This is a genomic window from Paenibacillus camerounensis (assembly GCF_000723885.1).
Taxonomy (GTDB): Bacteria; Bacillota; Bacilli; order Paenibacillales; family Paenibacillaceae; genus Paenibacillus_AQ; species Paenibacillus_AQ camerounensis.
The window spans coordinates 45,218-63,496 of record NZ_CCDG010000084.1 but is presented as its reverse complement, the minus strand read 5'-3'; the positions used below and the strand labels follow the sequence as shown (position 1 = coordinate 63,496).

16 protein-coding genes and 1 pseudogene are annotated in these 18,279 nt (G+C 55.0%); 4 read left to right on the top strand and 13 right to left on the bottom strand.

Annotated elements, in window-relative coordinates; genetic code table 11:
* From BN3772_RS26860 to BN3772_RS26850, 3 genes are all read right to left on the bottom strand, one after another.
* Nucleotides 1–1,492, bottom strand: a 1,492-nt coding sequence (locus BN3772_RS26860; protein ID WP_157643658.1) for an AAA family ATPase, incomplete at its 3' end; no start/stop codon positions are given.
* Nucleotides 1,482–2,858 (bottom strand): metallophosphoesterase family protein, encoded by a 1,377-nt coding sequence (locus tag BN3772_RS26855; protein ID WP_042203409.1) that lies wholly within the window; start codon nucleotides 2,856–2,858, stop codon nucleotides 1,482–1,484. The genes BN3772_RS26860 and BN3772_RS26855, both read right to left, overlap by 11 nt.
* 4 nt (nucleotides 2,859–2,862) lie before the next feature.
* The gene (locus BN3772_RS26850; RefSeq protein WP_042203408.1) at nucleotides 2,863–3,999 is read right to left on the bottom strand and encodes a glycosyltransferase family 4 protein; all 1,137 of its coding nucleotides are present in this window, start codon (nucleotides 3,997–3,999) and stop codon (nucleotides 2,863–2,865) included.
* Nucleotides 4,000–4,186: 187 nt separating this feature from the next.
* Between BN3772_RS26850 and BN3772_RS26845 the strand changes: the two genes are divergently transcribed.
* Together BN3772_RS26845 and BN3772_RS31415 are read left to right on the top strand one after the other, a co-directional pair.
* The gene (locus BN3772_RS26845) at nucleotides 4,187–5,584 is read left to right on the top strand and encodes an RsmF rRNA methyltransferase first C-terminal domain-containing protein (protein ID WP_042203407.1); all 1,398 of its coding nucleotides are present in this window, start codon (nucleotides 4,187–4,189) and stop codon (nucleotides 5,582–5,584) included.
* A 114-nt stretch (nucleotides 5,585–5,698) separates the two neighbouring features.
* Nucleotides 5,699–5,788: a sporulation protein YjcZ gene (locus BN3772_RS31415; RefSeq protein WP_198536574.1), complete on the top strand. Its 90-nt coding sequence runs from the start codon at nucleotides 5,699–5,701 to the stop codon at nucleotides 5,786–5,788.
* Between the two features lie 551 nt (nucleotides 5,789–6,339).
* Here BN3772_RS31415 and BN3772_RS26840 read toward each other — a convergent pair.
* From BN3772_RS26840 to BN3772_RS26815, 6 genes are all read right to left on the bottom strand, one after another.
* Complete coding sequence (locus BN3772_RS26840; protein ID WP_042203406.1) at nucleotides 6,340–7,137, bottom strand: Cof-type HAD-IIB family hydrolase; 798 nt, start codon at nucleotides 7,135–7,137, stop codon at nucleotides 6,340–6,342.
* Nucleotides 7,138–7,185: 48 nt separating this feature from the next.
* Complete coding sequence (locus BN3772_RS26835; RefSeq protein WP_042203405.1) at nucleotides 7,186–7,947, bottom strand: pseudouridine synthase; 762 nt, start codon at nucleotides 7,945–7,947, stop codon at nucleotides 7,186–7,188.
* Between the two features lie 3 nt (nucleotides 7,948–7,950).
* A complete protein-coding gene (locus BN3772_RS26830) occupies nucleotides 7,951–9,465 on the bottom strand; it encodes an RsmB/NOP family class I SAM-dependent RNA methyltransferase (protein WP_042203404.1) in 1,515 nt (504 codons plus the stop codon).
* A gap of 99 nt (nucleotides 9,466–9,564) precedes the next feature.
* Entirely contained in the window at nucleotides 9,565–10,017 is a 453-nt protein-coding gene (locus BN3772_RS26825; protein WP_042203403.1) for a DUF309 domain-containing protein, read from the bottom strand.
* On the bottom strand, nucleotides 10,007–10,819 hold the full coding sequence (yjbM, locus tag BN3772_RS26820) for a GTP diphosphokinase (RefSeq protein ID WP_042203402.1): 813 nt from the start codon (nucleotides 10,817–10,819) through the stop codon (nucleotides 10,007–10,009). The genes BN3772_RS26825 and yjbM overlap by 11 nt, the downstream gene beginning before the upstream one ends.
* Nucleotides 10,820–10,847: 28 nt before the next feature.
* Complete coding sequence (locus BN3772_RS26815; RefSeq protein ID WP_042203400.1) at nucleotides 10,848–11,942, bottom strand: quinone-dependent dihydroorotate dehydrogenase; 1,095 nt, start codon at nucleotides 11,940–11,942, stop codon at nucleotides 10,848–10,850.
* 210 nt (nucleotides 11,943–12,152) lie between these two features.
* Between BN3772_RS26815 and BN3772_RS30975 the strand changes: the two genes are divergently transcribed.
* Complete coding sequence (locus BN3772_RS30975) at nucleotides 12,153–12,290, top strand: hypothetical protein (protein WP_167336699.1); 138 nt, start codon at nucleotides 12,153–12,155, stop codon at nucleotides 12,288–12,290.
* Here the strand turns inward: BN3772_RS30975 and BN3772_RS26810 are convergent.
* From BN3772_RS26810 to BN3772_RS26800, 3 genes and pseudogenes are all read right to left on the bottom strand, one after another.
* Entirely contained in the window at nucleotides 12,287–13,741 is a 1,455-nt protein-coding gene (locus BN3772_RS26810; RefSeq protein ID WP_042203399.1) for a L,D-transpeptidase, read from the bottom strand. The genes BN3772_RS30975 and BN3772_RS26810 overlap by 4 nt on opposite strands.
* A gap of 182 nt (nucleotides 13,742–13,923) precedes the next feature.
* Nucleotides 13,924–14,166 carry a ferredoxin gene (locus tag BN3772_RS26805; RefSeq protein WP_042175324.1) on the bottom strand — a complete coding sequence of 81 codons (243 nt, stop codon included), beginning with the start codon at nucleotides 14,164–14,166 and terminating at the stop codon, nucleotides 13,924–13,926.
* 159 nt (nucleotides 14,167–14,325) lie between these two features.
* A pseudogene (locus BN3772_RS26800) lies at nucleotides 14,326–15,657 on the bottom strand (DNA polymerase IV).
* 256 nt (nucleotides 15,658–15,913) lie between these two features.
* Between BN3772_RS26800 and cimA the strand changes: the two are divergent.
* Nucleotides 15,914–17,533 carry a citramalate synthase gene (gene cimA / locus BN3772_RS26795; RefSeq protein ID WP_042203397.1) on the top strand — a complete coding sequence of 540 codons (1,620 nt, stop codon included), beginning with the start codon at nucleotides 15,914–15,916 and terminating at the stop codon, nucleotides 17,531–17,533.
* 93 nt (nucleotides 17,534–17,626) lie between these two features.
* On the opposite strand, the gene BN3772_RS26790 is transcribed toward cimA, so the two are convergent.
* Nucleotides 17,627–18,178 carry a TlpA family protein disulfide reductase gene (locus tag BN3772_RS26790; protein WP_042203396.1) on the bottom strand — a complete coding sequence of 184 codons (552 nt, stop codon included), beginning with the start codon at nucleotides 18,176–18,178 and terminating at the stop codon, nucleotides 17,627–17,629.
* Nucleotides 18,179–18,279: the final 101 nt, after the last annotated feature.

Here is an 18,279-nt window from a genome sequence, read left to right as displayed (position 1 = left end):
AGCGTGCCGCCCGGCGGTTCCCGGCGCCGGGGCTGCGGCGGGCGCCTCCCGGGCCGCGCGGCGGCCCGCCTGTGCAGAGCTGCGCTTCGCGCCAGCGCTCGGCTGCCTGCTGCAGCTCGTCCCACAGCTGCAGCACCTCACGCGGGCTTCGCGGAGCCAGGCCCGCGAAGTCCGCGTCGCCGCTTGCAAGCTCGCGCGCAAGCGATCGTTCTGCCGCCTGCAGCGCAGCGGCGGCAGCGGCCATTCGGGAGCGGAGGCTCTGCCGCTCCGCTTCCCGGGCCTCCATGCGCCGGTCGTAGCCGGCGAAGGAGGCAGAGAAGCGCCGCGCAGCTTCGCGCTCCGCTGCAGTAACAGCAAAGCCTGCGAGCTCCGCATGGCCCCAGCCGGCGCCAATGCTGCGCAGCGTGCGCTCCAGATGAGCCTCATGGGCAGCAAGCTCAGCCGTAAGCCGCTGCCGTTCCGCCCTGCGGTCCTCGTAACCCGGGCGGCTGCGGTCGAGCCGCTCCAGCACCGCAGCTTGGGCCATAAGCAGCTCATCCGGCGGATACTGCGCGAGCTCTGCGGTCAGCTCGTCCTGCTGGCGTATAAGGCGCTGCACGGCAGCAGCCGCACCGCGGACCTCAGCCGCAAGCTGCTGCCAACGCTCCGTCCCGTTCTCCGGGAAATTCGTGATTACCGGCAGGCTGTCCAGCTCAAACCGGGCTTCAGTCCATTTCAGCCACATTTCACGGATATCCTCAGCTTTGCGCAGCAGTACCCGTCTGCCTTCTGCCGCAGTACGCGATTGCTCGAACGCCGCCAGCTTCTCCTCTGCAGCCTCAAGTGCAGCAAGACTGGCATTATACCGGGGCAGCAAAGACCGGCTGTCAGCCATCTCCCGCTCCAGCTTCTCAATCTGCTGGAGAATTTTAGCCGCTTCCTGCACTTTCCCGCGCGGCTTGTACAGCTTCTCGGCATCCTGAATCAGCTTGCGCTCGGCACGCATAATATCACCGCCTCCGCCCATACCCGCATGGAACAGATAGCTGCTCATCTCCTCCGACTGCAGTGCGCCAAGCTCCTGCAGCTCGTCCAGCGATACCGCGAACAGCTGCCGGAACATGCTGCGCGAGATGCCGCCGAGCAGCCGGCGTTCCAGCTCCTCCTGCGAGGCCTCTTCCGTGCGGCCGTCCGGATAACGGACGGTAATGCTCAGCTTTTCACTCCGGCTCTGCTGCTCCCCGCCGGCTGCGTAGCGCCGGATAATCCAGCTGGCCCCCTCATCGTCACAGGCCGTTAAAATACCGCCATGCTGACCGCCCTGCACAGGCTCATACCGCTCAGCCGGATTAGCACGGCCTGGAATGCCAAAGAGCATCGCCCGGATGAACTGCAGTGTGGTGCTTTTTCCTGCCTCATTACGTCCATAGAGAACAGTAACGCCTGCACCGAGTTCAATCTCCCGCTGCTGTAGCCGTCCGAAGCCGCTGATCTGCAACTGCTCAATCCTCATCGCTCACTCCCCCGCTCCTGCCGGGCAGCCAGCCTGCCTCAGCTTCTTTCGGTTCACGCCCGCCAGCCTTTTCAGCATCTTCTGTACCGCTTAGCAGTGTTATGCCTAATTCTTCGGCACTTCTCAGCCATTCCCGCTTGTCAGCCGCTCCGGCTGCGGCCAGCAGCCTGCGGAGCTCACGGTTCTCAAGCAGCGGCCTCAGCGCTGAAGCCAGCAGCTCCTCCAGGCTGTCTTCTGTTTCTGCGCTGCGCCCGGACAGCCGCAGCAGCTCGCCAAGGAAGCTGTCCTCCTGCCGGAGGCGCCCGCGGTCAACCGGCAGGCCGGTTTCCACGGAGAAGCCTTCTGTCCATACCAGGCCGGCATAAGCCTGCCGGCCGGCTCGGACGGCTTCCCGGCGCTGCAGCTCGGAGAGCAGGTCGGCGGCTGCCCCTTTTTCAGACAAGATTCTATGTACATTTCCCCGGCCGGTCAGCCGGAAGCGAACTACGGACATCAGCTGCGGAAGCTCTTCGCGGATGTCCTCTACAGCCTGTTCCACGGCAGCAGTCCACTCCGCCTCATCCGAAAGGCCGTCAATCGGAATTTCCTTCACTTGCCAGCGGACCGTATCGAGCTCACGGAACTGCAGCTGCACATGTCCTTCGGCGTTTACATCCGCTATATAGCAGCCTTTCGGGCCGGTTTCTTTGACACTGCGCCCTTGGATATTGCCCGGATATACAATGGGGGGATGCTCATGCAGAATGCTGCGTTTGTGGATATGCCCCAATGCCCAATAATCAAAGCCTCTTCCGATCAGATCCTTGCGGGTACAGGGTGAATAAGTCTCATGCTGCAGATCACCGTCCACATTCCCGTGCAGCAGTGCAATATGAAACAGGCTGCTGCCCGGTTTGCGGTTATACCGCAGTGCCGTATTCTCGGTTACTTTTTGCGTGGGATAAGAAATCCCGCTGATCACAGCCACTTCAGCCCCGTCGCTGCGGCGGCAGGCAACAGCCAGTCCGGGCTCACCGGCGCCGAACACCGTAATACCCTCCGGCAGCTCCGTCTTCAGCCTGGGCCCGTCCAGCGGATCATGGTTGCCGTGAATCAGATAGACCTTAATGCCGTGTTCATCCAGCTTATTAAGCGCCTCCTGAAAACGGAGCTGTCCCTGCAGGGAAGCATCGGAGACATCATATACATCACCGCTGATGACAACAAAATCAACCTTCGCCTCGACAGCTACGCCAACAAGCCGCCCGAGGGCGGCGAAGGTGGACTCCCGCAGATAGGAGCGTACAGCGTGCGGAAGCTGCGCAAGGCCCGCGAACCGGCTGTCCAGATGCAGATCCGCAGCATGCAGAAATCGGAAGGGAATCATCCGCTCACCCTTTCGCTTCCGGCTGATATTGCAGGTAGATTTTTTTCAGCTCGTTGGCCACGCGGGTCAGGGAATACAAGCTTTTGGCTTTATCCCAGGCCGATCTCGACAGCTCATAGCGGTAGCCGGGATCGGTAATGACCTTCTCCAGCGCATCGGCAAGCGCAGCCTGATCATCCGGGTTCACCAGCAGGCCGTTGACGCCATCCTCGATCTGTTCCGGAATACCGCCGACATTCGTCCCAACCAGGGCAAGACAGCTGAGGGCAGCCTCTGCAAATACAGAACCGAACGCCTCCGCCCTTGAAGGCAGAACAAAGATATCAAAGAACGGCATGAATTCCTCAGGATGCAGCGTGTACCCGTAAAAGATCGTTTCATTATAAATTCCAAGCTCCTGTGCCAGAGACTCCAGTTCCGCGCGCGATGGCCCGTCACCGATAATGTGGAGCACATATTCATGGCCGCGGTTTTTCAGCTCTGCACAGGCTCTGAACAGAGTATCCAGGCCTTTGGCAGGCACCAGACGGGTCACGGTTACCAGCTGCGGAATATTGTTGTCATGCGGCACGGGCTTGAATCTTTTTTCGTCAAAACCGTTCGGAATAATGCCAATGTCTGCAGGATGATCCGTATAGAGCGCCAGATAGTCGGCAAAAGCGCGCGACACCGTCATCAGCCGGTCGCTTACATGCTCAAGCTCACGGTAGATTGCGACCAGGAACTGGTGCTCAGGACCGCCTTCCTGAATGAGTCCGTTGAGGATCAGCTCGCGCTCATAGCTGGAGTGCAGCGTCTGGATCAGCGGAATGTCCGGATAGATCTTCTTCATGGCTAGGCCGGCAATCGGATGATGGGCATGGATCAGATCATACTTTTTGCTCATCCGCAGCTTGGTCCACCAGATGTAATCCCGGTAGGTCTGAATATATTTTTGCACAACCGGACTTTCGCTGTACACGATCCAGTCAAACGTCTCAAAGACAATCTCCTCGCGTCCCTTGCCCCGAATCCGCTTGGGCAGCCAGAACAAATCCATATCCCAGCGGCTGGAACGGAACCGCTCCTGCAGGTAAGGGATCATCGAAGATACACCGCCGGGCTGCTCCGGCGGGAAGAATAGCGCTTGCAGCAAATTCATAAGGTACATCCCCTTTTCGATTGCCCTGATTACGGTGAGACCCGGCAATTATGATATAGTTGTATATATGTACATTTACAGGCACACTTAGGTTCCCATACCTTGATTTTATCGGTATCCACCTGAAACAGCAACTAATTAAGAACACCTGAGCCTGTTTTGAAATTAATCTTAAGGAGAATGACGTATGAACGAAGAACGGCTGCCCGCCGCTTTTACCGCTGCCATGAAAGAAATGCTTGGGCAGGAGGCGGACGCTTTTCTGCATAGCTACAGCCTGCCGCGGACTCAAAGTCTGCGGTTTAACACCCTAAAAAGCATCTACGCCGGAGCCCCTGCTGAGCACTCCGTCTCCCTGTTCAGCCTGACATCCGTTCCCTGGTGCTCCACCGGCTATTACTATGAGGACCCTGCCCGGCCCGGCCGTCACCCTTATCATGCTGCCGGACTATATTATATTCAGGAACCTTCGGCAATGTCCGCGGCTGAGCTGCTTGCCCCGCTTCCGGGAGAAACCGTGCTTGATCTGGCTGCCGCACCCGGCGGCAAAACCACACATCTCGCCTCATTAATGCAGGGACAAGGACTGCTTGTCTCTAACGAGATTCATGCTGAACGGGCAAAAATACTGGCGGAGAACGTGGAACGCCTCGGCATATCACATGCCCTGGTCACCAGTGCCGCTCCGGGAGAGCTGTCACGCCGTTTTCCGGAGGTGTTTGACCGGATTATGCTGGATGCCCCCTGCTCAGGAGAAGGCATGTTCCGTAAGGACCCCTCCGCCATGAGCGAATGGTCACCGGATCATGTGAAGATGTGCGCGGAACGGCAATGGGACATTTTGCAGGATGCATATATTATGCTGAAGCCCGGCGGAAGCATGGTCTACTCGACCTGTACCTTCAACCGTCTGGAGAACGAGGACACAGTCAGCCGGTTTACCGCTGCTTATCCTGATATGAAGGTTGTTACGCAGAAACGGCTCTGGCCGCATCTGGAAAAGGGAGAGGGGCATTTCGTTGCCCTGCTGCACAAAGCAGCTGCTTCCGGATCTGTGGAGACAGACAGCCGCGGCAAGAAACGCAGCGGCGGAAAGAGCAAAAACGGACCGCGTGTCCATGCTTCGCTCCGTGATGCGTATCAGCAGTTTCTTGGCTGGGCTGCAACAGAGCTGCCCGGATTTACCGGCGGCGGCATTCCGCTGCTGTTCGGAGAGTCGCTCTATCTGCTGCCGGAAGCTTTTAATGAGCGCCTGCACACCGGCCTGCTGGAAGGCCTTAAGGTCCCCCGCGCCGGCCTGCATATTGCCCATCTTAAGAAAAACCGGATCGAACCGGCCCACGCTCTGGCGATGAGCCTCCAGCCCGGCCAGGCTGCCCGCCATTATGATCTTGCCGCTGACAGCCCCGAGCTTCAGGCCTGGCTGCGCGGTGAGAGCCTGCCGGTTCCTCCTGAGCTGCACGGCTGGACACTCGTTACAGTAGAAGGCTTGCCGGTCAGCTGGGGAAAAGCCAGTCTGGGCCAGCTCAAGAATCATCTGCCTAAGGGCCTGAGAATCCAAAAAGCCCATCTTGAGGAGGCTTAGGCAACTAACCAGATCAGAGCCTCCTTCTGTGCATATGATGTCATTATCCCAAGGACGCCGCAGCCGCAAGGCAGGGCATTGGGAACCAGACATGAGTTAAGGGAGGAATCAGACATGGGTGCAATGCCTGGCTTCACATCTACCGGTGCAATTTTGGTGCTTTTCATCTTGCTCGTTATCATTTCCCGTTCGTTGTTTGTCTAACTCCATTCGCAGCTAATGCAATATGACATCAGGCGGCCGCGCAGCCCTTCCCAGGGTTGTGCAGCCGCTTTTTGCGTCCGGGTAAGGAGGTACACTTACATTCTGTCCGATGATAATAGTTGGATTGTCGCCGCCTAATTCCTTCTTTTCTCAACATTTCACAGCATTAGGCGGAAAAACTCCATCTAATATGAACCACTGCCCCTTTTTACGCTAAATCCGAATCATTAGGTGGAGATTTTCCCATTAATGTTCCATTATCCTCGTTTGTGGAGGCATTAGGCGGAGAAATTCCACTTATTAGAGGAAGCTTACGCAAAACGGGGGAGCCTTTACAAATGACGCTGTCTCCGGTATTTTACAGGGAATCCGAAGAACCATGCTGTCACCAGTCCCCCAATACTTGCAGAGAATCCGAATGATGCTCTCTCCAGCACTTTGCAGAGAATCCAAAATCATATGTGGTTCTTCCCCATTAAAAAAGCATAAACCAGCGCCTAAAGGCACCGGTTTATGCTTGGAAGACACGTATTTTATAATAGCCTGGAGTATTAAAGACAATATTTCACAAGTGCATCCCTTACACCGTGCTCGTTGTTAGTACCTGTAATCGCATCAGCCGCAGCTTTAACCTCCAGCGGAGAATTGTCTACGGCAACGCCCAGACCGGCGTAGGTCAGCATGGAGATATCGTTGTAATAATTGCCGACAGCCATTACTTCCTCCTGCGCGATACCGAGCTGTGCAGCAAGCTTCTTCAAGGCATTACCTTTTGAGGCTTCATGATGCATGAAGTCGGCAAAAAACTCACCGCTGCGCAGCATATTATACTGCTGGGTCCAGGTTCCCCACTCACGCATCGCTTCATCCAATACCGCAGACTTAGTGAATACAGTGAATTTAACGATGGGTTCACCGAACTCCTCCCAGGCCGGCAGGGATGCCGGAAGGATGCGGAAATGCTCATACATATAGTTGGCTTCCTTGGTCAGGTTCTCCGCGTTGTCCACATACATTTCGAAGGCTGTGCTCACATCAAAATGAATGTCATGCTTCCGGCAGTACTCAATATACGGATCCAGCCCGCGGCCGTCCATCCCGTATTGATCAAGTACCTTGCGGTCGCTGACCGATACCGTTGCACCGCCATTATGACCGATGACATACCCCGACAACCCCAGCTCCTCCATAAAAGGAATCGAGTTCTGCGGGCTGCGGCCGGTACACAATACGACCTGGCCTCCCCGGCGCGTAACCTCGGCAATGGCTTCTTTATTCTCATCACTCAGCTTGTGATCATCGTTCAGCAGTGTTCCGTCAACATCCAGTGCAATCAGCTTGTATTTCATTCCACACCATCCTTATCTGTCTGTAATCTGTCCGGCCGTTCCCATCTGTTATTCCGCGGATTCTACTCCACTGCCGGTTAACAGCGCGAGCTCTGCATCCGTCAGCTCCCGGCTGGCTCCAAGCGGCAGGCTCTCATCCAGCTTCAGCTCGCCCATGGATACCCGTTTCAGAAACGTCACCTTTTTGCCGACCGCGATAAACATCCGCTTTACCTGATGGAACTTGCCTTCCGTAATGGTCAGTGAGATGTACGAGACCGTCTTCTCTCCCTGTTCCCGGCCGAGAATGCTCAACTGGGCAGGCAGCGTGACGTATCCGTCCTCCAGCTCAACCCCCCGGGCAAAAGCCTCCACATCTGCAGCATCCACATCCCCGTCTACCGTAGCTTCATAGGTCTTAGGCACATGCTTGCGCGGAGAGAGCAGCTCGTGGGCCAGCTTGCCGTCATTGGTAAGCAGCAGCAGTCCGACTGTATCCTTGTCCAGCCTGCCGACCGGAAACGGCTCAAACTGGGCGTAATCCGCCTTCAGTAAATCCAGCACCGTCCGGTCCCGCTTGTCTTCCGTAGCCGACAGCACGCCTGCCGGCTTGTTCATCATCAGATATATAAATTCACGGTAGCGGACCGCTTCACCCGCCACTTCAATTACATCTCCGTAGGGATCTACATGGAAGCCGCTGTCCTTAACCACCTTACCGTTCACGGTTATTAAGCCTTGCTTGGCCTGCTTGCGGATGTCACTGCGCGAGCCGATGCCCATATGGGACAGCACCTTATCGATCCGCTGTTTTTTGGCTGATACGCTCATGCTCTAGGTCCACCTCCACCCTGCGGGGTATTCGTTCTTCAGCATGCCGTCCTGCCATTTGCCCCAGCCTGCGCTGAAGCCGTCGATGCACACCAGGACATAGCCCTTGGACGGGCTGCCCGGCTGCACAGACAGCCGCTCCTCAGGAGCAGAGAGCGTCTCGCCTTTCAGATAGGAGACGGCTTCGCCGTTTGCGCTGTCCAGCGACAGGCTGCGGAGGCTCTCCGCAGGCCTTAGCGCTGTAGCCAGCGGATGGCCGGGAATGAACCGGCCGCTGCGCAGCTGGCCCATATACCAGCCCGGACGGATGGTCTTCAGTCCGTCCAGTGCCGCAGGCGGCAGCGGCGAGATATACAGATGCTCGCCGAACAATACCGGGTAGCCCGCCGGCTGCCAGCCGAGCTGCTCCCGGCAGAACCCGGCGAACGCGTCCAGCGCCGCTGCTTCGCCGGAGGCCTGCGGCCGCTGCCCGCGCGCGCCGCCCTTACCTTGACCGCGGCCGCCCCTGGCTTCGCGGTCCTTGCTGCCGCCTGCCTTGGCCGGCCGGGCGGCAGAGCTGCCCTTGCTGCGCACGGAAACCGGGAGCGCGGTATCCGCGTCCCCGGCACTTCCTTGCGCAGCAGAACTGCCGTCATGGCGCAGCACCGCCATGAAATGGCCCTCGCCCTTGACCTTGTGCGGCCAGAGCCGCGCGGCCTCGGGCAATCCGCTAAGGCCCGGCGCGAACCCGCCGGACCCGCCCGCCGGGACCGCCGTAAACTGCGGATGCCCGGCGAGGAATTCCAGAATGGACCCTTCATTCTCCTCCGGGGCGAAGGTACAGGTCGAATACACAATCGTTCCGCCCGGCTTCAGCGCTTGCGCTGCTGACAGCAGGATCTCCCGCTGCATCTCGGCATACTTGAGCGGAGTTCCCGGCTCCCACTGTTTGATCATATCTTCATCCTTGCGGAACATGCCCTCACCGGAGCAGGGGGCATCAATCAGAATCCGGTCAAAAAAATCCGGAAAGGCTGCGGCAATCCGCTGCGGGGTCTCATTCAGCACGATGCCGTTCCTTACGCCGTAGAGCTCCAGATTCTTGGCCAGCGCCTTGGTGCGGTCCGGATGCAGGTCATTGCTGACCAGCATTCCGGTGCCCTGCAGCTTGGCGGCAATCTGGGTAGACTTACCGCCGGGTGCAGCGCACAAATCCAGCACACGGTCACCAGGCTGAACATCCAGCAGTTCAACCGGCGCCATTGCGCTTGGCTCCTGGATATAATACAAGCCGGCATGATAATAAGGATGCTTCCCCGGCCGGGCCCCTGCTTCCGTATAGAAGCCCGTAGGACACCATGGAATCGGCTCCAGCCCGAACGGTGAGCGTTCCAGCAGCTCTTGGACTGTAATTTTTAGTGTATTGACACGGAGTCCTGCATAAGGCGTTTCCTTATAGGTCTCCATGAACTGCTCATATTCCGTTCCCAGCAGTTCCTTCATACGCCCGGTAAACGTGCCGGGCAGTTGTGCTGCCATGATGCTGTCCTCCTGCTTGTGTTACCTGAATTTGGGGATTAACAATCAAGGAACACCCCTGCGGGTGCTCCTGGTTAAATGTTGCTTTTATCGGCGCAGCTATTTATGCCGGGATCTATCCGGCCTCTGCGGCCCGCGCCGCTGGGGAACATTAGGCACAATGCCTAAGGCAGCCTGCTCCGCTTCCGCTGCCAGCGACGGATCTGTAATTTCGATTGTGAGGTCGTAATAAGCAAACGGGCTGTCCTGGTATGCATTCAGCTGCGAAGCATATTCGCCGACCTCCGAGGCCAGCTTGGCAAGATTGATGCCAAGTATGTCTCCAGGGTATTGTCTAAGCGCGTTGTAAGAACGGTCGAGCATAATCATGCCGCCGCGCACATTGCCATTGCGGAAATGATACAGTCCGACAGCCACCTGCAGCAGCGCTTTGTATAACGGATCGCGGTCCCGGGCCAGCCACAGCTCTTCAAGCACCTCATGGCACTCAAAATAATCTCTGTCACGGTTGAAGTAGACGAGGTAAGCCAGGTACAGCGGTTCAAAGGCCATCCGGCAGGCTGCCCTTCTTGGCATTAGAAATCAGCTCGCGCACATGCTCCAGCAATTGCTTCATCGCGTCCATGTCCTGCGTCTGCCAGATTTCATTGAAACGGTTCTGGCTTTCAATTGCCTCGTTCACCAGATGATAGAAATACAGCTGATGAATGGCGTTAAGCACCTGAGTCGTCGTATTGGAGTTCTCTTCGAACAGCTTTTGTGCCTCCAGAATTTCTTCGCGGATGCTGGACATTTCACTGTCCAGGATTGATGCGGCTTCAGCCGCTGTCTTCAGGCGCACCCTCATTTCATCCGGCAGGCTTTCGCGGTACTTATAATTAAGGGAATGCTCGATGGTAGCCCAGAAATTCATCGCCAGCGTACGGATCTGAATTTCGGCCAGCACTATCTTCTGTCCCAGGGCTGTCTGTACCGGATATTTGATGATCATATGGAAGCTGCGGTAGCCGCTTTCCTTATAATTAGTAATATAATCCTTCTCATACAGCACTTCGAGATCCTTGCGGGCCCGGATGTACTCAGCTACCCTGCGTATATCCTCAACGAACTGGCACATAATCCGGATGCCGGCAATATCCTCGATGCCTGTTTCCAGGTCCTCCATCTTCACGTTCAGGCGCTTCGCTTTTTCAAGTATGCTGGAGAGGCGTTTTACACGTCCGGTTACGAACTCGATTGGCGTGTATTCCTCTCTCTTTTTGAGCTCCGAGCGCATTGTTTTGAATTTAACCTTGAGTTCCTCCACAGTCTGTTCATATGGAAGTAAAAAAGTTCCCCAATCCCTGCCGTCCATCCCCTTCGTCCTCCTGTCCATTCAACCTTCAGTGATGATCGGCGCCCACCGCTTCGAGGATATGAGAGAAGCCGTCCCGCCGCAGTAGCTGCCGTAAGCCGGCGTGCAGCCGGCGGTTAACCTCCGGCCCCTCATAGATGAGCGCCGTATAAATTTCAACCAGGCTCGCGCCTGCCCGAATCTTGTCATATGCATCCTGCGCACTGAAAATTCCGCCTGAGCCGATAATCGGCAGCTTTCCGCCAGTCTGTCGGTAGATGCTGCGGATGATTTCAGTCGACCGGTCTCTCAGCGGCTTACCGCTGAGCCCGCCCGTTTCACCGGCCTTGTCGCTTGTCAGTCCCTCACGGCTTAGCGTGGTGTTAGTGGCAATAACACCGTCCACACCCGCTTCAGATAGCGTATGTACCATAAATTCCAGCTCGCTGTCACTGACATCCGGCGCAATTTTCACCAGCAGGCTCTTGGCGCTGCCGCTTTTATCCCGCTGAATCTCCATCTCTTCCTTCACTTCGGACAGCAGCTTCGACAGCTCACTGCCATGCTGGAGACTGCGGAGATCCGGCGTATTCGGGGAACTGATATTAACCACAAAAAAATCACCGTACGGATACAGCGTACGGATACATTTGCGGTAATCCTCATGCGCTGTTTCATTCGGAGTGGCTTTATTGCGTCCGATATTGACCGCCACCGGTATTCTGCGCAGCTTAAGCTCCTTCAGCCGCTCTGCCATTGCTTCGGCGCCTTCATTATTGAAGCCCATCCGGTTGATGAGCGCTTCATCTGAAATGAGGCGGAACAGTCTTGGGCTGTCATTGCCCGGCTGACCCTTAGGGGTTACTGTGCCTACCTCCATAAAGCCAAAGCCGATTGAAGAGAAGCCGCCGACCGCCTCGGCATTTTTGTCGAGACCGGCCGCAAGTCCCACAGGTGTAGGGAAATGTACACCGAACAGATCCACTGCCATATCTGCCGTTTCAGGGACTCCGTACATGAGCCGCATAGCCGCGCTGCCGCCCGGAACAAATGCCGCTTTGTTTAATCCGCCGATTACGAGATGATGCGCTTTTTCCGGATCCATTTTAAAGAAAATAGGTTTGCCTAAATGCCGATACAGCACCGTTCTCGCTCCTTCAAGGGATTAACCGAATCGTCCTCCGACTCCCCGTTTCGTTAGTTTTCTTCTTAATTTTATCCGTTTCCGGACGAAAAGAAAAGTTTTTTACCGTACGGATATTCCTGACAGAGCCGGGGAGTATAGTAATTTTCATCTAAACCCATTACAATGTAAGGGTAATCACCGATAAAGAGAGAAAGAAGGATGACGATCATGTCAACTAAACGCAAACCTCCGACACTCCAGCAGAAAAAAGAAGAAGTAAACCGCAAAGCCATTCTGTGGATTGGTGCAAGTCTGGTCCTGCTGATTCTTCTTATTATCGTTTTGTTTCTGGTAGCAGGCAATTAATTCAGCCAATGATAGACTTTACCGGGGTTGGTCTGATTGGCAGGAGCTTCCGAAGGGTAACGCTCCCCCGGAACCAGCAGCTCATCAGGCAGGCCCCCTTTACTTATCTGCACCTTCGTGCCCATCGGCACCATGGCGAACAGCTCCTCCACATTCCTGCGGCTCATCCGGATACAGCCCAGCGACTCATCCTTACCGATGCTCTCCGGCTCATCCGTTCCATGTATAGCATAATTGCTGTCCGAGAGCTGCATGCCCCGGCTGCCGAATTCCCCGTTGTCACGGCCGTTCGGATTCACAACCTTATCCGTAATCGTAAAAGTTCCCTCTGGCGTCCTGCCGCCTCCCAGTCCAACCGCATAATTCCGCAGAATAACTGAGCCGCTGGTTACCGCCAGACGGTGATTTTGTTTGTCTACTATAATGGTGAGCGGTCCGGTAAAATAAGGCATCTCCTGATGCCCGCTTCCGCCCGGCTTAGTCTCCGCTCCGGCAGCTTGACCCGAATCTGCCGGGACTTTAATGCCGGAGTCTGCCGCAGGCTGTCCCGACATTACTGCAGCTGCCGTGCCGCGCAATGAAGCAAAAACCTCCCGCATCAGCGGCGTAGTTCCGCCAAGCCAGTTGCCGGGAAAAGCCCCCGTCAAAGCATCTGCGGTCTGCGGAAGACTCCCCTTGCTGTTTTTATAGGCACGCATTGCGCTCCACAGAACAGCAAGCTGCTCCTGCCGGTCCTGCCATTGTTCTGCCTGCTTCTGCAGCGCAGCAGCTTCAGGCGGCTCACAATCACAGGCAGCCTGGTCATAGGACTGGTAGACAACGCGTCCGTTACCATTTGTAACAATCGTTGCAGCCAGCGGCAGCCGTTCCTTCCAGAGCAGCCAACGTCCAGACCTTTCCATCTCCAGAATAGCTGTAACGGACGGAGTTCCTCCCTGGAGCAGCTGCGCCATTGCTCCGCCTGAGCCGGCTGAATCACCGGCAACAGCCGTGAATGCAAGCTCCGGTTCCTCCTGCTCCTTTGGTTCCTCAAGCTCCATTTGCAGATCTCCCTGCGGTTCTTCCTCTGCAGGGCCAGGAGCCGCTTCATCTGTTTGGCTCAATAAAGAAGCCAGCTCCGCCCCCGTCCCTATATCTGCAACGGATGGAATGGCCGACGGCAGAAAGACTAGCATTGCAAGCATCAGCGCAACCAGTGTACGCTTTTTTTTGAGCTGCACCTGATGACGGTCATGCGCAGCCTTAAGCAAGCCGTCCTCATATTCACGCAGCATTTCCGCCGGTACTTTACTGCGTTCAAAAGCCTCGTACACCTCACCGGCCATATTGAAGCAGTAATTGGCTTTTCCCTGCTGTCCGTTCTTATAATATTCCTTTCCGAGCAAGTACCATGCCATTTTGTTATCCGGATGCATTTGAACATATGCCTTAAGATGCTGCGAATTTTTCATCGGGGCCTCCGCGGGTATTTAATTCTTTCTAATCTTTATATCGGCATGTACATGCAAAAAAGACATCCCTTCCGGACAAGTACCGGGAAAGAGATGTCTTTATGTGTCTACAAGAATCAAATATAAGCCTATATCTTATATCCGGCCCTTATATCCGGGTGCGAAGCCGCCTGCCTGGAAGATTAGCCTTCCTTATTGAAAGGAGCGTCCGCAATTTTGATGGAATCGGTAGGGCAGCCGTCAGCCGAATCCTGCAGATCGTCGAACAGATCATCAGGAATCACTGTGCATCCGCGGTTTCCGTCACTCTCAAAAATCACTTCTGCCAAACCTTCATCATCGTAATCAAAAATATCAGGAGCCGTTGCGCCACAGGCACCGCAAGCGATGCAAGTGTCTTTCTCGACCCAAGTGTACTTAGCCATTTTATCTCTGCCTCCCGTTGAACAATACAGCCTGCAGCAGCAGCCTGTTATTTCACTCATATTAATATAAATGGAATACAATTTCAATGAAATTTCAACACGTTTACATTTTTGCCGCATAATCTGTCGACTATTTGCCCTTGAAACCGGAATGTTCGTTCAGGTATTATCAGGGTCCACCTGCTGCAGATTATCCTTCTGCAGTGAGGTTCCGCGGTCCTTGTGGTTACGCAGCCGGGCGGAATGGCTGTCGCTTAGCATTCCGGCAGTGAGCACTGCATTTTCACCGAATTTGTTGCGCAGCATGTCCATAGCCTTATTGAGGGATTCTTTCTTCGGCTGCCGCTCATAATCGAACAGGTCGAGCTGAATCGCAGACTCCTCCTTCGGACTGAGGCCCTGCAGCGTTACGCCAAGGAGCCTTACCGGCTTATCGCCTTTCCAGTGGCGGGCAAACTGCTCGCAGACTACTTTTTAGATGTCCTCTGCGGTTTCTGTGGGGGCCTCCAGCTGGCGTGAACGCGTGATCGTCTTCATATCAGGAGTCCGGATCGTAAGCTGCACCCCGGCAGCAACCAGGCCCTGCTTCCGGAGCCGCCGCGCTACCTGATCGCTCAGATTCAGCAGGATCGGTCTGGCATCAGCCAGGCCCACCACATCTTTGGGCAGCGTCGTTGTGTGCCCGATGGACTTGCTCTGTTCGCGCTCCGGATTGACGACTCCGTAATCAACACCGTTTCCGGCCCGCTTCAGCCAGGAGCCCATCACCCCGAAATGATCTGTAAGCATCCCCTCGTCGGCAGCCGCAAGCTGTCCTATATTATAGATGCCCAGCTTACGCAGCTTTTCCGCTGTTTTGCCGCCGATACCGAACATTTCACCGCACGGCTTGTCCCACAGCACCTCCGGCACATCACGCAGACGAAGCACAGAAATGCCGTTTGGCTTTTTCAGATCAGAGGCCATTTTGGCCAGAAGCTTATTGGGTGCAACCCCGATGGAGCATGGCAGCCCCAGCTCATCCATAATCCGCCGCTGAATCTCCCCGGCAATTTCAAGCGGAGTGCCAAACTGCTTGGAACCGGTAATATCGAGGTAGCATTCATCAATGGAGACCGCTTCAAGCAGCGGGGTATAGCTATAGGCAATCTGCATAAAAGCATTCGAATATTTGCGGTATAAATGAAAATTCGGCTGAATAAGGGTTAAGGACGGGCATATGCGCAGCGCCTTCTGCACCTGCATCCCGGTGGATATTCCTAATCTGCGGGCAGCATAGGAACAGGTAACGATAATCCCCCTGCGCTGCTCCACACTGCCGGCAACCGCGGTGGCTTTTCCTTTATACTGATCCGGGTCCTCCGCTTCATGTACTGAACAATAAAAAGCATTCATATCCACATGCAGGATCACCCTGCCGCTTGCCGGATAATAACGGTCCACATTCTGCACAATATCTACCTTCTTATCTACATGGTTTCCATTGTTCATTTCAGCATAACGCTACGCCCTCAGGAGGTCAATAAATGTCACTGCTCTCCTGTAAAGTTCTTTGTTACATTCCCGCGTAAAAATGCTATAATATAAAAATTATTTCTAAACACAGTTGATGCTTGCGGAGCCGGTTTTGCTCGAAGCAGTTCGTGGAGACCACGCTCACAAAACTAAGCATATGCTTCCGAAGCCAGTTTTGCTCGAAGCCAAATCAACGGAGCTGATGCTCACAAAACTTTTAGGAGGAGACTTAATGTCTAGATCCATTTCCATCTTCGATACGACACTTCGCGACGGCACCCAGGGCGAGGGCATCAGCCTGTCGGCGGATGACAAGCTGAAGATTGCCAAGAAGCTCGATGATCTCGGTGTACATTACATTGAAGGTGGCATCCCGGGGAGCAACAATAAAGACATTGAGTTTTTCAAAAGAGTCAAGGATTTGTATCTGAACGCCAAAATCACTGCTTTTGGCAGCACCCGCCGCAAAAATTCCATCGCAGAGCATGATGATAACCTGCAGAGAATGGTCGATGCCGGTGTGCCTGCAGCAACTCTGGTCGGCAAGTCCTGGGACTTTCATGTGCATACCGCACTCCAGACTACGCTGGAAGAGAACCTGGCCATGATCGGCGACTCCATCTCCTATCTCAAGCACAAGGGTCTTGAGGTTATCTTTGATGCCGAGCATTTCTTTGACGGCTACAAAAACAATCCGGAATATGCCGCAGCCGTGCTGGCTAAGGCCCGTGAAGCCGGGGCAGATTGGCTTGTTATGTGTGATACGAACGGCGGAACGCTGCCGAATGAAGTGTATGATATCGTTACTGCGGTCTCCGGACATCTACCCGGCGCTGCTCTGGGTATTCACACCCATAATGACTGTGAGCTCGCTGTTGCGAATGCACTAAGCGCAATTAATGCGGGAGTCCGGCAGGTACAGGGCACCATTAACGGGTACGGTGAACGGTGCGGTAACGCTAACCTGTGCTCAATCATCCCTACTCTCCAGCTTAAGATGGGCTATCACTGTATTCCCGGTGATTCCCTGCCGCAGCTGACCAACACTGCCCGTTATGTCAGTGAAGTGGCCAATGTGAATATGCCGGTAAATCAGCCTTATGTCGGAACTGCCGCATTTGCCCACAAAGGCGGCATCCATGTCTCGGCCATCCTGCGTGATTCCCGTACCTATGAGCATATTGCACCGGAGCTGGTCGGCAACAAGCAGCGTGTACTCGTCTCAGAGCTAGCCGGTCAGAGCAATGTGCTGTCCAAGGCCCAGGATATGGGGCTTAGTCTTGATCCGACCAGCGAGCAGGCTCGCAAGGTGATCGACAAGATCAAGAATCTCGAACATCAGGGTTACCAGTTCGAAGGCGCTGATGCTTCCCTTGAGCTGCTGTTGCGTGAGGCAACCGGAGAGCTTAATGAGCTGTTTAAATTTGAATCATTCAAAATGCTTGTCGAAAAGAACGCCGGCCAGCCTGTAGTCTCCGAGGCCTTCGTCAAGCTTCGTGTAGGCGGAGAAAGCCTGTACACCGCTGCTGAGGGCAACGGGCCTGTTAACGCGCTGGACAACGCCCTGCGCAAAGCGCTGAAGACTTATTTTCCGCGGCTTGATGAGATGCATCTTTCTGACTATAAGGTACGTGTGCTTGATGAGCAGGATCAGACTGCCGCGAAGGTACGGGTATTGATTGAATCGAAGGACTACCATAATACCTGGAGTACCGTCGGCGTATCCAGTAATGTGATTGAAGCCAGCTGGGAAGCGCTGGTTGACAGTATGCGCTATGCCCTCCTCGGGCAGATTTCACTGGAGAACGAAACCAGAAACAGCAGTGAACCAAAAGGTCTCGTCAATCATTAATGACAGGCTTGAATGGAATACCACCGCATATGAAGCCCCTCCGCAGCGGGAATTCCCGGTTAACAGAGGGGCTTCATTCCGGCTTCTGAAGGCTCAGGATCCGGTCAAGGCTATAATCTTATTCTCCAGCTCCTCAGCAGTCAGCGTGCCGAGTACAACCTCTGTGATTACACCGTTCTTGTCAATCAGCACATTAGTCGGAAAGACCTGGCCTTGATACTGATCGAATACATCCCCTTTTAGATCATACATAACGGGAAAAGCAAGCATATGTTTCCTGACAAACCGTTCTGCGTTAGGTTTATAATCCTGGCTGGTTACATTCACACCGTATATATCCAGCACATTTTTGTATTTCAGCGCCATTGCATTCAGGTCCGGCGCCTCCTCCTGGCAGGGTCCGCACCAGGAAGCCCAGAAGTTTACAATCAGCGCCTTCTCTCTGGGGCCGCCTACCGAATAGACATGGCCGTCTTTACCCTCCAGCGAAAAGGCTGGTGCTGCCCGGCCTGGGCCAACCGAAGAGGTCTGTCCGGCTGCCGGAACAGCCTTCTGTTCATCATCAAGCCGGCTCCCCAAGACTGCTGCCACAAATAGAACTACCAAAGCCAGAACCGCAACATTCAGTCTTTTAACAGCTCTCATCAGATGTCTGTTCCTTTACTAATAGGATGGTTTGCTCCTATTGTACCCCTAACATAACGATATTCAAACCACTCTAACATAAAAAAGAGGACTCCGTCCGA

Coding starts and splice junctions, on each gene's coding strand:
- BN3772_RS26855 (WP_042203409.1), bottom strand. CDS start 2,858: ATGATTCCCTTCCGATTTCTGCATGCTGCGGATCTGCATCTGGACAGC.
- BN3772_RS26850 (WP_042203408.1), bottom strand. CDS start 3,999: ATGAATTTGCTGCAAGCGCTATTCTTCCCGCCGGAGCAGCCCGGCGGT.
- BN3772_RS26845 (WP_042203407.1), top strand. CDS start 4,187: ATGAACGAAGAACGGCTGCCCGCCGCTTTTACCGCTGCCATGAAAGAA.
- BN3772_RS31415 (WP_198536574.1), top strand. CDS start 5,699: ATGGGTGCAATGCCTGGCTTCACATCTACCGGTGCAATTTTGGTGCTT.
- BN3772_RS26840 (WP_042203406.1), bottom strand. CDS start 7,137: ATGAAATACAAGCTGATTGCACTGGATGTTGACGGAACACTGCTGAAC.
- BN3772_RS26835 (WP_042203405.1), bottom strand. CDS start 7,947: ATGAGCGTATCAGCCAAAAAACAGCGGATCGATAAGGTGCTGTCCCAT.
- BN3772_RS26830 (WP_042203404.1), bottom strand. CDS start 9,465: ATGGCAGCACAACTGCCCGGCACGTTTACCGGGCGTATGAAGGAACTG.
- BN3772_RS26825 (WP_042203403.1), bottom strand. CDS start 10,017: ATGGCCTTTGAACCGCTGTACCTGGCTTACCTCGTCTACTTCAACCGT.
- yjbM (WP_042203402.1), bottom strand. CDS start 10,819: ATGGACGGCAGGGATTGGGGAACTTTTTTACTTCCATATGAACAGACT.
- BN3772_RS30975 (WP_167336699.1), top strand. CDS start 12,153: ATGTCAACTAAACGCAAACCTCCGACACTCCAGCAGAAAAAAGAAGAA.
- BN3772_RS26810 (WP_042203399.1), bottom strand. CDS start 13,741: ATGAAAAATTCGCAGCATCTTAAGGCATATGTTCAAATGCATCCGGAT.
- BN3772_RS26805 (WP_042175324.1), bottom strand. CDS start 14,166: ATGGCTAAGTACACTTGGGTCGAGAAAGACACTTGCATCGCTTGCGGT.
- cimA (WP_042203397.1), top strand. CDS start 15,914: ATGTCTAGATCCATTTCCATCTTCGATACGACACTTCGCGACGGCACC.
- BN3772_RS26790 (WP_042203396.1), bottom strand. CDS start 18,178: ATGAGAGCTGTTAAAAGACTGAATGTTGCGGTTCTGGCTTTGGTAGTT.